A 13,590-nucleotide genomic window follows, 5' to 3' on the forward strand; every position below is an offset into this window, starting at 1 on the left:
TAATTCTACCTGTTAGATCACCCGGCTTCGGTATCCTTGAACACCTCGCCTCCAAGCTAAGCCTTATGTGATATTTCTATTTGCCAGCGTATAGTTTTGCTAGAACCTCCTCCCCACAAAACCTCACGGTGTTGCAGTTGCCATTCGCTAGTAGTTAGCATTTAATGGATTCCACTAAATGGTGACCCCCCTACATGGGACTTTCACCCCAATTAGTCCACGCTCATACTGGGCGTACCAAGTGGTGCACGGGACAAATTTTAGCTTTCACTTTTTGTGCAAAATTACGTACAAACCGCCATCAAAATTTGCTCGGTGAACCGGGCGCTATAATTATAAGGGAGATTCTCATTGATAAAATTTCTAAAATATTTTGCCAGCTTTGTTGTCCTTGGTGGGATCGCATTTATAGTCGCCTACAACCATAATCTATATGTTTGGGAGCAACCAAGTAGAAGCATGTGGATTAGCAATGGTAGCTTATTTGATGGTACTGGTACGTTGCCCATTGAGAACCCTGGAATCCTTGTAGAGGATGGTAAAATTTCTTGTCTGGGAGATACTTGTGAAGTACCAATAGATGCTATTCAAGTTGATGCAGCAGGTAAATCAATTGTACCTGGCCTCATAGAGCTTCACGGTCATTTTTTCAGTGGTAAAGCTGATTCTAGTGAGAGCAGCTTACCTGTAATGATTTGGAATTCGATCCGATTGCAACCAGATGTTAGGCGGAAGCTGATCGAATCAGGTATTACAAGTTATCGTTCCGTCGGCGATCCCAGCTCGGGAATTTATAAGCTAAAAAAATCACTTGACGACCAGGAGGTCGCTGGACCACATATGTTTATTACAGGGCCTATATTTACTGCTCCTGGTGGACATCCGGTTCAAAGAATACCAGATCGGATGATCGAGCAAATGGTCGTGCAATCCGATGATCCAAAATATGTAAAGGAGAAAATCGCTGCTCTCGTTGAGCAAGGCATTGACGGTATTAAAGCCGTCTATCAGGGCCATACAAATGAACAAGGCGAAATTACGTTACCACGCATCTCAAAGGAAACCTTGCAGGCTATTACAACGGAAGCTCGCAAGCATGGGCTTTGGGTTGCGGTACACACAGGCTCTCCACAAGAAACTAATGAAGCTATTAGAGCTGGCATAACTACTATTGAGCATGGTGTGCGACATGGCAATCTCATTAGCCCAGAAACAATCCAGTTAATTGTCGAGCACAATATAGTTTATGTGCCGACTTTAGGTCGAGAACCCAAGGGACACCTGAATATACCGGCCCTACACCAGGCTGGAGTTCAATTTGGTGTTGGCACTGATACACAAGGCAAAATGATTGCTGGTGACAGCTACCACAATGAATTGTCACGCATGGTTGATGCTGGACTACCTGATGCGAAAGCGCTTATAGCCGCCACTAGAAATGGTGCGGAAGCTTTAGGGTTAATTGATCAACTGGGGACTATTGAAGTTGGTAAATCTGCTGATCTACTACTTGTCGTTGGTCAGCCTTGGAGTGATATTAGTGACCTTAAAAATATCAAGATGGTCGTTCTATCAGGACGAATTGCATTGGATAAACGTGAACTGACATCGATTTAAATACCCTGATCCCCCGTTAACGATTTATAAATCGGGTAACCGGTAGTTTTTATCTACCGGTCTCCACACCACCCATCGTGCGGGCCCCAATGGGCGGCTCGCTATCGGTAATGAGTATCTACCCAGCGATCACGCAACGATATCATTTACTCTACCCGTTAGATCATATGGCTTCGGTATCCCTGTCCACCTCGCCTCCAAGCTAAGCCTTCTAGGATATTTCGGTCCGTCAGCTCGTAGTCTTACCAGCGGTTCTTCCCCACAATACCTTACGGTATTGCAGTTGCCATTCGCTAGTAGTTAGCATTTAATGGATCCCATTCAGCAGTGATATTCCTACAGGGGATTGGTCCACGCCCATACTGGGAATACCAAGGCCAAGTAGCATCCCCCCTTCGGGAGCTGGACCTCGCTACGCTCGGCCGCTGTTGGCGGCGTTAGATTTTCTGCTCATCGGAGATAGGGAATGTCAACGAGAGAAATATCCAAATATTATGACTCAACAGAACACAGTGATACTCGAGAAGATTTAATTTTTGCTCTTAGCGAAGTAAAAGGAAGAAAGGTTGCTGTTGATTGTGGCTGTGGAGCAGGATCAGATATCGCTTATTTGCGCGGTAAAGATTTCACAGTTCATGCCTTTGATATCGAAAATGAATCTATATCTAGATGTCGTAAACGATTCAAAGATGATGAGCAGGTTATTCTATCAAAGGATAGCTTTAATACTTTTAACTATCCTGAGTCCTCGCTGGTAGTTGCTGATGCCAGTCTTTTCTTTTGTCCTGAAAAAGATTTTGAGTCAGTTTGGTTGAAAATAACAGACTCTTTGACAGAGGGTGGAATCTTTTGTGGTTCATTCCTAGGGCCGAAAGACACAATGGCTGGGCCTGAGTATGATAAGGAAGCATTTTGGAGTGATACTCTAGTTATGAATGAATCGAAGATAAGAAAATACCTCAGTAACTTTGAGCTATTAAAGTGGACTGAACATGAACTTTCAGGAGAAACTACAGATGGTACACCGCATCATTGGCATATATTCTCCATCGTAGCGAAAAAAAAACCTAACTCGGGTAGCCGGTAGTTTCTAGCCCCCCATGCCACCCATCGTGCGGCTCGGCAATTGGCGGTTCCCTATCCGTAATGAATCTCCGTTTTACTAGCGGCTTCCTCTCCATAAGATCTCACAGTGCTGCAGTTGCCATTCGCTAGTAGTTAGCATTTAATGGAATCCATTGAACGGTAATCTTCCTACAGCGGGCTATAACTCCATTAGTCCATGCCCATGCTAGGTGTTGCTGGACTCAGCATTGTGTGCTTCCTCGTCGCGCCAAGTGTTAAACACACGCAAAATTAGGAGTCCTCTCCGTTTTATCGCGGCTGCTGAACCCGATAATTGATAGAGGGAAGAATAATGGATGATTTAAGAAGCAGGGCTGCGAGAAGATCCAAGACCAAAGCTAAGCCCCATAAGAATAGTGCTAGAATTGAAAAGCCATGGATTTCGGAGAAAAACTGGAAGTTGATGTATACACGCTCTGAAAAGCTTCGTAGAGCTAAGCAATTAGGGATCGAGTACCCCAAGCGAACTATGCTTCAAATCCTAAATACTGAGCTTCCTGAGAAAGATTAAGATATGCGAAATCTCTTATTCATATGTAGCCGGAATCAGTGGCGTAGTCCTACAGCTGAAGCCATTTGGAGAAAACACCCTGATTTCAAAGCTAAATCTGCGGGTACCAGCCCGCGAGCTAAAAAAACAGTCAGCTCAGCGGATGTTCGCTGGGCTGACGTGATATTCGTCATGGAACAAAAGCATAAAAATAGGCTAATAGCAGAATTCTCTAGAATCCTGGATCATAAGCCAGTTCATGTCTTAGATATCCCAGATGAATACAAGTACATGGACTCAGAGTTAGTTCAAGAATTAGAATCGGTTGTTGGGGCATACTTGGAGAGTTAGTGCCGAGGTTCAGTCCTTAACAAATTTAGGTAAGCTGAAAAATTACTACGCCTGCGGTTCCGCAGTTTCCCTCTGCTAAAAACGGTAGGTGCGTAATATCGACAACCTCGTTGAGACATAATAATGAAGAAACTCAAAAACGAAAAAGAGTTAGTGAAAAAGGCTATAGCACTCGGTACTGCATATGGCACCAAGCGAGGAGTTGTCGAGTTCGAAGCTACCGATTCAGCTCACGAGAAACTCGAATATATTTACCGTCTTTTAGTTCACGATAAAGTAATTCAACCGCTTCCAGAAGACAAGATATCACAGAAGGCAATCATGCATAGGTTGGCAATTTGGGCTTCAAAGTACTGAGCGCTCTAATAGGATTTTCAACTAAATCAAGTAGTCACTAGTGTCTAGCGAACCGCCCGATTCATACCGCCATCAGACAAGATACTTTGCCCATTGATGTATCGGGCTTCATGTGAAGCAAGAAAGACACAGGTCTGCCCGATTTCTTCGAACGTGGCAGTGCGCTGTGCGGGTATGGATCTGCGGGCAAACTCCGACAGGTTTACGTTTTCACAGAAGCCCGGCATTAAATTATTCATGCGAATATTGTATCTTGCATAACGATCACCATAGAGCTTGGCAAAACTGTGTAAAGCGCCACGCAGCATGCTCATCGGATAAGGCGCTCTCGGCTCAACCGTATTCATTGAAGAAATATTGACGAATACCCCTCCCCCCTGCTCGATATAAATCGGCGTGACGATACGGGCAAGCTTGACGACATTGAGCACGTACATATCGAGGCTCTCATGCCATAGATCATCACTTAGCTCGAGCAGGGGGCCGTTGAAATCAGGATCGAACCCTACTGTTTTAATTTCTTCCGGCACCCCGCCACCATGGCCCATATTGCTAACGACGGCGTCGATACGGCCATAGGTTTGCATCGTGTCGTCGACCATTGCCTGCAGATCTGCGGTTTCGAGAACCGAACCCTGCCGCCCTATACCACCTAATTCATTGGCCAGTTCAACACTGCGGTTGGAAGGGGACATCAACGAGACCTTGTAACCCGCCTTAGCCATTTCGCGGGCGCAGCCGGCACCAATTCCCTGACCAGTTCCGGTCATAATAGCAACTCTTGTTTCGGACATTACGCTATCCTCTAGTGCAAATAATTCATGGGTCGAGATCAATATACGATCTTTAAAAGTGGCAGCAAAAGGATATAATTACATGTACTTATGAGTTTAATTCATACCAAAACACGATCTTTACCATCTTTGACCGGCTTGCGTGGGTTTGAGGCTGCGGCAAGGCATATGAGTTTTACCGATGCTGCGAAGGAGTTGAGCGTTACGCAAACGGCGATCAGTCACCAGGTGAGAAATTTGGAGTCGAGACTGGGTGTAAAACTGTTCCATCGTGCGGGAAAGTCGATTTCATTGACCGATGCTGGGAAAAAGCTGTTATCCGAAGCCAGTGAATGTTTTGATCGACTCGAAAATACACTCCACCTCATCAAAGCCGAGAGTCAATCTCCGGTGGTAACCGTGAGCGTAACCCCCAGTTTTGCCAGCAAATGGTTAATACAGCGGTTAGGTAACTTCTGGAGAACCTACCCTGATATACAGTTGAATGTTCACCATACCCTGGCTCTCGCCAATTTCACTAACGATGGTGTCGATATTTCCATTCGAGCTGGTGACGGAAACTGGCAAGGTTCAGTGACCAGGCTTTCGTTGCCGCTCGATTTAAGCCCGATTTGCCACCCTGCACTGCTTAACGGCAAAAATCCTTTGAAAGAGCCTTCCGACCTCAAGCATCAAACCTTACTGCATGAAGATAATTTTGACGATTGGGCATCGTGGCTCAAAGCAGCCGGGGTCGACGATGTCGATCCGCGATCAGGTAGCGTCATGAATGATGGTAACTCTCTCGCAATTGCCGTCGAAAACTGCCAGGGCGTTGCATTGGGCCGAATATCTCTAATCGAGGATGACTTAAAATCTGGAAGAATCGTAAAACCATTCGACGTGAGTATTGATTCCAACTTTTCTTATTATCTTGTCTGCCCATACGAAAAACTTGATAGCCCTGGAGTACAGGCTTTTCGTAATTTTATACTCAGCGAGGTAAATCAAGCTGTTCAACGCAAGCCCGGAGAGGGATAAGGTATCGCTCAACAACAATCAATTAGCTGGACACGGCAAAGCCTCGCCGATAACCCTAAGCGTTAATAGTCTTATGAAAATAATCCATCTACAAGTAAAATATTTTCAGGAAATATTGATCCAGCGGTCTCGTAGCTAATTGATACAAGGAGTTCCGAAAATAATAATGTTTAAAATCCGCAAAAGTAAAAAGTCACGGTCACGTAACTTGATTAGGCACCAGAGTCAGCACTACATATTTTGCTAGGTGCGAACAATGCTAAATACATACATTATATACACAAGTGTAAAATGCCGAACGGAGAACACATGAATAAAGTAAGAGATACAGGTGATATTGAAGGTAGAAAATTTAGCAAATCAGAAATCAAAAAACTGGTAATAGAGCTCTAACAATACCCCACCCTAAAGATATCAACAAAGCGATCTTTCGCAATCTAAATATATTGATAATTACTTACCAAAAAAAATACTAAATTAAAAATAGAGCACCCAAGCTTTAACACTTATTATTACTTAGCTTTGATTTAATAACTACATCATCAGTATTTAGAGAGTCACATATGAGCTCATGATAACCACGGGGCAGCAATGTTTAGATGAGATATTATTGCGATTATACCGTCTACAACACTAACCTATGTCCAACTTTATTGGCAACCCAGGACAACACCGTTAAAACAGGAAAACAAATAAATCATCAGCCTTGGAAGGGTAATAAGAGAAGGGGAAGTATGAAGTGGCTTAAGATAAGCCACTTCTATTACAAAAGGCTAATATCTACTAAAGCGGTAACGGCATAGGTTTTTCATTCACCTTAAGCTCACTGTCTTTCAGGCTGACATTTGAGATGTAGCCGTCATTGGTAGACACTAACAAACCTTGCTGTTCAAGGGACGCTAATATGGTCGGCACTTGTTGAGCAGCGATTTGCTCCAGTTGCTCTTCACTCATACCTTGAGTTTGAGGGTTATTTTTCAATTGAGCTTTCATCACTTGTACGGCAATAAATTCAATCACAGCTTTATCGCCACTTAACTCTCCGTCAACTAAGGTATGTGACAGCCAAAAAGCCGGATCTAGCGGTTGCTCAGGTAACGCACTGATGCCAACTAAGCTAGTATGAAGGTTACTATTAAAGCTACCTTGTGGGAAAGTACCGCGTAAGCTGGTAATGTTCAGTTGAGGCTCGCCAGCCACTAAAGATAACAAGTTATCACTCATAAACTCCATTGTCTTAGCAGTTGCTTCTTCCGTAGGTAGTTTATTGAGTGAGGCGGCAAAGTCTTGATAAGACTTCAAAAATTCCTGACTGATATTGGTGACCTCAAGCTCAAGGGCCAGATCTTCACCGTGGAATTCAGCTATATCGACCTTTTTAGTTCCATAGGCAACTTGCATATTTCCTAGCTGATTTTCTGGGTTGAGTTCAGTACTTGCCTTTATATATAGATCAGCAATGTCAATATTTTCGTTTTGCTCTCTATCATTTAACTTTACGGCACCAAAGTTAATTGTTGTATCAGAATCATAAAAAGCACTTTCAAACATTGCTTCGAGGGAGGAAGGCATGGTCATATCCATAGTCAACCTTTCAATCTTAAAATCCCTTAGCTCGGAAGTAACGGTAAGGCTATCGGCACTCCCCTGGTAAGTTAGTTGCTCATCCTGATATTGCCCACTACCCTGAAAACCACTAAAAGTTAACTGAGTTTTTTGATCCTCAACATCAGTAGTAAATGGTGTAATGCTATCGTTATAGTAATAACTACCTAAGGCATTCATATTGCCATGGACCTGATAAAAAGGAGCCTCCTCAGCCCAAACCAAATGTTCACGCAATTGATCACCGGCGACTTCTAGCGTCCAGCCAAGCCATCCGAAACCGGCATATTCACCGAAGCGAAAGGGGCCGTGGGAAGCACTGAAATCCACTTCTACAGAAAAAGATTCAAGTTCAGAGGTAACTGGTATATCCGCGAAAGCATTGACATCCATGCTCACCAAAAAGGTGGCCTGGGTTGAAAACCAGGATGAATCCATGTTTTTTACTTCAACCGTGTATGCCGAATTTTTATTCGCAGTAGCGAGTATTTCATCAATGGATGACTCGAGCTGAGCACCTACTATTTTAGGCCCAACAATACCGGTAAGCACTGCTGCCGGAAGCAATACACTTAATACTTTTTTCATTAAGATAAATCCAAACTACAAATATGATGATGGGAAATAAGTCTATTATTATCTCATACTTACAGTTAGCTGTAAGTGAATATGTAAAATATTTATTCTTTTCGCTCTAAACTACAAAACGGGCGTCCCACAACAACAATATGTAAAGCGGACTCTATGAAACCCGCCACATTAACTATCTTGACTGACGCCCGTGATGGCAAAGGGGGAGGTTTCCCTCACCGACAATGCAAACGCCTTGCTCAACTGTAATTGGCACAAATTCTTATGCTCTTTAAAGGATCGTGTAAATGTAACCGTTGACGATTTGAGGTTCAGTTTACTGGGCCACTCGAAGGTTTAAATCCACGCGTATGCGATTGTAATTATTGTCAAGCTAACCCATCACGCATTATTAGTGATCCAAATATGTTAGTAATTTTCATTGGAGATGGAATTTCAACTAGACAAAATGGGGATCAGCTCGCTAATTTCTATCATTGTAAAAGTTGTAATCAACTGTTAGCCGTAGGCTGCGATATAAATAGTCAGCTTCGCGGAGCGGTAAATCTCAACATATTGAACGACATGAATGAAATTGGCAAACCTGTTCAAGTGAAGCCAAGACTATTAAGTGCCGAAGAAAAACTAGAACGCTGGGGCAAGTTGTGGGGCTACCTCAGTGGGCTTTAAAGGCATAATAAGATACAGCAATAGGTCCTGTTGATCACAGAGGCCGCCAAAATATCGCCTCAACCGAAGTGATCTTGAACTTTCAGGATATTAACACTAATACCACCTAACCCAACTTTGTTCGCCCGGGTAAATAACCATAGCGCGTAATAGAGGGTTTACCACCCTTGGTTTTCAATGAGTGGTGTAGGTCAAGCAATTCAATTTGCTCAACCTGAATCGCTTGCGCCTTCTTTAGCGTTATCCTTAATCAAGTCAAATGAAATCGTTTTCCACAGTGACACGACACTACCATCATTCATGGAAAAGCATTCCTCTTGATTGTTAATTGGGCCAGATCAATCAGTGCACCGCATCACAGTCTTTCTATCTCAAACACCAGAAAAGTCACATCTAATTAGCTTCTTAAATTTCTCTTTGAGATTGATAGACATTGTTGAGGTCTTCTCCTATAGAAAGGTTAAGGCGAGTCAGTTTTGCATTCAGAGTTACCACAACCGCTAAAACGACCAATAGGACAGTAGCTGGTAAAGCAGTGCTGAGCGCTTGCCCAGCCAACAGGTGCGATCCCGCAGCTCCGATCAAAGCGATGGAGAAACCTGCATATCCCCACTGTTTAAGTGTTTCAAACTTTGGTTGAAGGATTACAATCGCGCCGATCAAATAGGCGGTACCTAAGATTTTCAACAAATATAGGGGGTAGCCTAGTTCATTCGCTGCCTGAACGAGGTCCTCTTGCCCAGATAGTTTGGACATGCCTGATGCCGCCATAAGCACTGCGAACAAAGAAGAGACCACATAAAAGATGACTGCTTGTTTTCTCATGAAGGGAATCCTGTTTCATTGAATAACATGCACAGATTAGGTGTTCCCTTATTGCAGTTATATAGACAAAAAGGCAAGCTGGTATTGCATGAATGCAACGTCAGGTTTGTGATATGGATTGGAACGATTTGAAGGTCATTATCGCGCTTGCAGAGAAAGGAACCTTAAAGGCGGCTTCTAGGCAGTTGAATGTTAATTCAACCACTGTGTGGAGGCGGATCCAGCAGCTTGAAAGCGAGCTTTCAACGCAGCTATTTATTGTTAGTCGTCGCGGCTACCAACTGACTGAGGCGGGACGAACTGTTTTGGATAGTGCCAAGCGAATGGAGTCATTGGCCGATGGCATCCTCATTCAAAGCTCTCTGCAACATGACAAAGTTCAAGGTTTAATTCGTGTTACCGCACCCTCAACAATGGCAACGACCACTTTGCCCGAGTGGGTTAGTGAATTCCGGAGGTCATTCCCCGACGTTGAGTTTGAGATCCTTGAAAGTGAGCAGGCTCTGGATATCGAGCATCGCGATGCGGACATTGCCATTAGGGCAAGTCATACAGCACCGGAAAACCTTATTGCGCGTAAAATGAGAGATGTAAATTTAAGCATCTATGCCTCTGAAGACTTTTTGAAGGCTAGTGGGTATAACGCTCCTTTCAAGTTGTCCGAAATTGAACGCCTAACAGCTATTGACTACGTGCACTTAGATAACCCAGCAGTGCATTGGTATCAGAAACGAATTAAACACAATGCTAAATCCATATATTGTAATTCTATCACTACAGCATTGAACGCTGCGCTTAATGATCAAGGGATAGCATTGTTACCAACTGATGATTCATACGATCTAGTTGAACTCTATCAACTGGACGCTAAGTACAACTCATCTTTGTGGATTCTTGCTAATAAGGATCTGAGAAACACAGCACGTATCAAGGCTTTTTGGGACTTCTTAATTACTAAAATGGAAAATTATAAAGTTCAATGATTTGCATGTTCCTATGCATGGAACTATCAGGGGGAGCTAAAATTCTATGTATTACGAAATGTTACAACACCAAAGGTTCCTCTATCTCTTCTTCATTTTCTTGTCATCTTATTTTTCTGCCTAAAGTCCAAACCTGACTATGCAATTTACACTTAATAGGTTTCTGATAAGTCCCCGTTTATGCGGGCCTTGATAGGCTGGCTATCAAACAAAATGTTACAAATCAAAGGCTTAGGTTACCATTGAATATTGGCTTTAATTTCCCGCTAACAAAAAGGATTTCAGTATCAGAATCAGGCAAGAACAACCATGTAAAGCCAAACACGATCGCAAAAACAAGTATTTGTTGGACCTCCACCATTTTGCAGCCATGCTCCATATTGATTGGCGCTTGCTGTACAAACAAGAATTTGGAATTATCAAGCAATGTCAGGAATACTAGAACTAGAGTGTCTTTTGAGCGAAATGAATCCCGAACTTATTGAAGGTGAATTTGTATTTTGCACTGTTTCAGGCTCATTAGCTCAATATATTGAATGGAACCCACTTGCGAGCTTCAATGAAAAAGAAGGATTAACACTTGTCTTAACAAAAGATATCGCAAGCCGAGAGGGCTTGCAGTTTAAAAATACTTACAAGCAAATAACTTTAACCGTACATTCTAGTTTAGAGGCTGTTGGATTAACAGCCGCTGTTTCTAACAAATTAGCTTCGAAGGGTATTAGCGCAAATGTAATTGCAGCATACTTCCATGACCATATTTTTGTACAATCAGAAAAAGCAAGGAAAGCGTTGATTGCATTGAAAGAAGTCGGCAAAAACGGTTTATAAGTGCTCCAACAAGGGCATATACTGGCTGACTACTACGCTGCGTGTCAGATTTTGACCACCTCGTATATGCCTATTAAGCAAGTGTTAAGATTTTAGGGTTGAGAAAGTATGGCAAAGGAAATTGAGCGGAAGTTCTTAGTAGATGAAAAGTCTATTGCTTCTTTTACAGGAGGAAAGAGAATCAAACAAGCCTATGTGAGTACGGAGTCCAAAGCTGTAGTTAGAGTTCGTGTAATTGGAGATCGTGCATACCTAACATTGAAAGGTGAAAGTAAAGGAATTACACGGACTGAGTTTGAGTATCCAATACCCTTTGAAGACGCAAATGAAATGATTGCGGAGCTATGTGATGGTCCCCTCATAGATAAAACGAGGTTTATAGTAGAGCACGAAAAACACACTTGGGAAATAGATATCTTTCATGGAGATAATGACGGCTTGATTGTTGCTGAAGTCGAGATGCAAAGTGAATCTGAGAGTGTGGAGTTGCCGGAGTGGATTGATAAAGAGGTCACTGGAGATCCAAGATATTACAACTCCAATTTATTAGATTTTCCATTTAAAGATTGGGACAAATCATAATTAGAACGTGCACAACATTGACACATGCTTCGCTGAGCTAATCACAAAATAAATTCTGTATGTCCTCGGCTCAGCGAGGCATCATGAGTAAATCACTATGAACCCAGCCATAGAAGAATTAAAAAGATATTTAATCGAGCTAGAATCGGTGAATGACTTTGAATCGATAGAACTTAAAGCAGAGCATATTGGCATTTTAATTCAGGTAAAGTCGGCGATAGGACAGCTTGAACTATGCGAAAAGTATGGTATCAGTGCAGCTTCACTAGTAAGTAGTTTACCCAAAACTGAAAATCCAAATTTTTGCTATTTAGTGGTACATGAAAACGAATTGTCGAACCCTGATAGCTGGGAGGAAGTTATCTTCGAAGGACAGAAAATTCAGCTTAGTGGTGGTGACCTTGTAATTCGCAAGTGATCTACACACAGCAAATCATTGTCGCCAATCAACAAACTGCTTGTATATTACAATTCTTATAGAAGTTAAGCACTATAGTGCCCACGCCGAAAGCATTCCTAAAAATAAACTAAAAGGTACTCAGACGCAAGCAATGACTACTACGACAATAAGAGCAATTTGCTTATTAATTTTGGTTTTAGGAATCACACTCCTCTTTGGCATTATAAAAATCCACAACCCCGATGTAAACTTTGAAAGCTCAGATGGCCACTGGGGAGACTCTGAAGTTCAATTTAAGGGGCGGGATTATTCCGTAATAGAAGAAGGGTTCCGTAGGTACAAACTTCAATGTAACGCAAGCGATGTGTACCTTGTTAGAAATACCGAAAAGAATTGGTTAAATGTACTTGCTTGGCCAAACTACCTCTCTCATGAGAAATGGAAAGTCCCATACAGAAACGCAAGTGGAGTACGCTATGATGGCATTATTAGGTGCCAAACAAGCCAATGACATCACACTCTAATTCCACTACTACGAAACCCTAAAAATTCCGATCTGCTTTTGATCAGAGGAATAGTTTAAGAACAATAGGCCCCTCCTTCATCTTCTGAATACTGGCGCACATCTTCATTTATCGAACTGTCGCAAGACATTACATAACCCTACCGAATAAAAAGCATATACATAAGAATTAAACGTTCCTTCGCACCACTGGCGCTATCTCCCGCAACGATTTATAAATCAGACAAGCGAAAAGGATTACCGACAACTAAAAAATTTCGCAGAAAAGCAATAATCGTTTTTCAAATTATCTCTTCTTGCGTGAGAGCACCCTCAAAATCAGAATTCTTGATTTGCCCTTTTACTGCAAGACCAGTGATTGATACGGGCTTCGCCCGCAGAAACATGGGAGAGCGAAGTTGAATTACCCGGATCAGTTCACTCCTCAGATTTGGCCATTGATTGTTTATTGCCTGGCCGTATTTGCCCTAATTACCTTAATGCTCAGCCTTTCCTATTTTCTCGGTCAAAAACGCAGAGATCCGGCTACCGATGAGCCCTACGAGTCGGGTATTGTTTCCCAGGGCAATGCGCGCCTGCGCCTCTCTGTCGCCTATTACCTTGTTGCCATCCTGTTTATCGTCTTCGACCTGGAGGCGATTTACCTGTTTAGCTGGTCCATCGCATTTTATGAAACTGGCCTGCTCGGGTTTATCGAGGCCACCGTATTTATCGTGATACTGCTGGTGGGGCTTATTTATCTGTGGCGCCTGGGTGCACTTGACTGGGGCGGATACCAGAAGAGTTTGGAGAAACGCCAAAAACCCCGATAACAACAATGAGAATTC

General features: G+C 42.8%; 14 protein-coding genes. 11 read left to right on the forward strand and 3 right to left on the reverse strand.

What is annotated here, in order from left to right:
• The first annotated feature begins 351 nt into the window (after positions 1-351).
• The 4 genes from ACJJI6_RS12075 to ACJJI6_RS12095 all read left to right on the forward strand — a co-directional run bounded on the left by ACJJI6_RS12075 (position 352) and on the right by ACJJI6_RS12095 (position 3,940).
• Entirely contained in the window at positions 352-1,617 is a 1,266-nt protein-coding gene (locus tag ACJJI6_RS12075) for an amidohydrolase family protein (protein ID WP_475710593.1), read from the forward strand.
• Positions 1,618-2,083: 466 nt separating this feature from the next.
• On the forward strand, positions 2,084-2,704 hold the full coding sequence (locus ACJJI6_RS12080) for a class I SAM-dependent methyltransferase (RefSeq protein WP_475710595.1): 621 nt from the start codon (positions 2,084-2,086) through the stop codon (positions 2,702-2,704).
• A 330-nt stretch (positions 2,705-3,034) separates the two neighbouring features.
• On the forward strand, positions 3,035-3,253 hold the full coding sequence (locus tag ACJJI6_RS12085; protein WP_475710597.1) for a hypothetical protein: 219 nt from the start codon (positions 3,035-3,037) through the stop codon (positions 3,251-3,253).
• A gap of 453 nt (positions 3,254-3,706) precedes the next feature.
• Positions 3,707-3,940 carry a DUF5062 family protein gene (locus tag ACJJI6_RS12095; protein ID WP_413664607.1) on the forward strand — a complete coding sequence of 78 codons (234 nt, stop codon included), beginning with the start codon at positions 3,707-3,709 and terminating at the stop codon, positions 3,938-3,940.
• 44 nt (positions 3,941-3,984) lie between these two features.
• Here ACJJI6_RS12095 and ACJJI6_RS12100 read toward each other — a convergent pair whose 3' ends face one another.
• Positions 3,985-4,734, reverse strand: coding sequence for an SDR family oxidoreductase (locus ACJJI6_RS12100; protein WP_475710601.1), 750 nt, complete (start codon positions 4,732-4,734; stop codon positions 3,985-3,987).
• A gap of 90 nt (positions 4,735-4,824) precedes the next feature.
• Between ACJJI6_RS12100 and gcvA the strand changes: the two genes are divergently transcribed.
• Positions 4,825-5,754 carry a transcriptional regulator GcvA gene (gene gcvA, locus ACJJI6_RS12105; RefSeq protein WP_444895009.1) on the forward strand — a complete coding sequence of 310 codons (930 nt, stop codon included), beginning with the start codon at positions 4,825-4,827 and terminating at the stop codon, positions 5,752-5,754.
• Positions 5,755-6,537: 783 nt separating this feature from the next.
• Here the strand turns inward: gcvA and ACJJI6_RS12110 are convergent.
• A complete protein-coding gene (locus ACJJI6_RS12110; protein ID WP_475710603.1) occupies positions 6,538-7,947 on the reverse strand; it encodes a YdgA family protein in 1,410 nt (469 codons plus the stop codon).
• 408 nt (positions 7,948-8,355) lie between these two features.
• Between ACJJI6_RS12110 and ACJJI6_RS12115 the strand changes: the two genes are divergently transcribed.
• The gene (locus tag ACJJI6_RS12115) at positions 8,356-8,619 is read left to right on the forward strand and encodes a hypothetical protein (RefSeq protein ID WP_475710605.1); all 264 of its coding nucleotides are present in this window, start codon (positions 8,356-8,358) and stop codon (positions 8,617-8,619) included.
• A gap of 405 nt (positions 8,620-9,024) precedes the next feature.
• Here the strand turns inward: ACJJI6_RS12115 and ACJJI6_RS12120 are convergent, their stop codons facing one another.
• Positions 9,025-9,444: a DoxX family protein gene (locus tag ACJJI6_RS12120; RefSeq protein ID WP_445363432.1), complete on the reverse strand. Its 420-nt coding sequence runs from the start codon at positions 9,442-9,444 to the stop codon at positions 9,025-9,027.
• A 113-nt stretch (positions 9,445-9,557) separates the two neighbouring features.
• Here ACJJI6_RS12120 and ACJJI6_RS12125 point away from each other — a divergent pair, with 113 nt between their 5' ends.
• From ACJJI6_RS12125 to ndhC, 5 genes are all read left to right on the forward strand, one after another.
• Positions 9,558-10,427 (forward strand): LysR family transcriptional regulator, encoded by an 870-nt coding sequence (locus tag ACJJI6_RS12125; RefSeq protein ID WP_444895013.1) that lies wholly within the window; start codon positions 9,558-9,560, stop codon positions 10,425-10,427.
• A gap of 426 nt (positions 10,428-10,853) precedes the next feature.
• A complete protein-coding gene (locus ACJJI6_RS12130) occupies positions 10,854-11,258 on the forward strand; it encodes an ACT domain-containing protein (protein ID WP_475710607.1) in 405 nt (134 codons plus the stop codon).
• A 108-nt stretch (positions 11,259-11,366) separates the two neighbouring features.
• Positions 11,367-11,840, forward strand: a complete 474-nt coding sequence (locus ACJJI6_RS12135; RefSeq protein ID WP_475710609.1) for a CYTH domain-containing protein — start codon at positions 11,367-11,369, stop codon at positions 11,838-11,840.
• Between the two features lie 97 nt (positions 11,841-11,937).
• The gene (locus ACJJI6_RS12140) at positions 11,938-12,258 is read left to right on the forward strand and encodes a hypothetical protein (protein WP_475710611.1); all 321 of its coding nucleotides are present in this window, start codon (positions 11,938-11,940) and stop codon (positions 12,256-12,258) included.
• 903 nt (positions 12,259-13,161) lie between these two features.
• Entirely contained in the window at positions 13,162-13,575 is a 414-nt protein-coding gene (gene ndhC, locus ACJJI6_RS12145) for an NADH-quinone oxidoreductase subunit A (protein ID WP_282934024.1), read from the forward strand.
• The last annotated feature ends 15 nt before the right edge of the window (positions 13,576-13,590 follow it).

Source organism: Microbulbifer maximicatervae (SeqCode), from assembly GCF_056232625.1.

Excerpts from the sequence above, each read along its gene's own strand:
- ACJJI6_RS12080 (WP_475710595.1), top strand. The coding sequence starts at position 2,084 with ATGTCAACGAGAGAAATATCCAAATATTATGACTCAACAGAACACAGT.
- ACJJI6_RS12085 (WP_475710597.1), top strand. The coding sequence starts at position 3,035 with ATGGATGATTTAAGAAGCAGGGCTGCGAGAAGATCCAAGACCAAAGCT.
- ACJJI6_RS12095 (WP_413664607.1), top strand. The coding sequence starts at position 3,707 with ATGAAGAAACTCAAAAACGAAAAAGAGTTAGTGAAAAAGGCTATAGCA.
- ACJJI6_RS12100 (WP_475710601.1), bottom strand. The coding sequence starts at position 4,734 with ATGTCCGAAACAAGAGTTGCTATTATGACCGGAACTGGTCAGGGAATT.
- gcvA (WP_444895009.1), top strand. The coding sequence starts at position 4,825 with ATGAGTTTAATTCATACCAAAACACGATCTTTACCATCTTTGACCGGC.
- ACJJI6_RS12110 (WP_475710603.1), bottom strand. The coding sequence starts at position 7,947 with ATGAAAAAAGTATTAAGTGTATTGCTTCCGGCAGCAGTGCTTACCGGT.
- ACJJI6_RS12115 (WP_475710605.1), top strand. The coding sequence starts at position 8,356 with ATGTTAGTAATTTTCATTGGAGATGGAATTTCAACTAGACAAAATGGG.
- ACJJI6_RS12120 (WP_445363432.1), bottom strand. The coding sequence starts at position 9,444 with ATGAGAAAACAAGCAGTCATCTTTTATGTGGTCTCTTCTTTGTTCGCA.
- ACJJI6_RS12125 (WP_444895013.1), top strand. The coding sequence starts at position 9,558 with ATGGATTGGAACGATTTGAAGGTCATTATCGCGCTTGCAGAGAAAGGA.
- ACJJI6_RS12130 (WP_475710607.1), top strand. The coding sequence starts at position 10,854 with ATGTCAGGAATACTAGAACTAGAGTGTCTTTTGAGCGAAATGAATCCC.
- ACJJI6_RS12135 (WP_475710609.1), top strand. The coding sequence starts at position 11,367 with ATGGCAAAGGAAATTGAGCGGAAGTTCTTAGTAGATGAAAAGTCTATT.
- ACJJI6_RS12140 (WP_475710611.1), top strand. The coding sequence starts at position 11,938 with ATGAACCCAGCCATAGAAGAATTAAAAAGATATTTAATCGAGCTAGAA.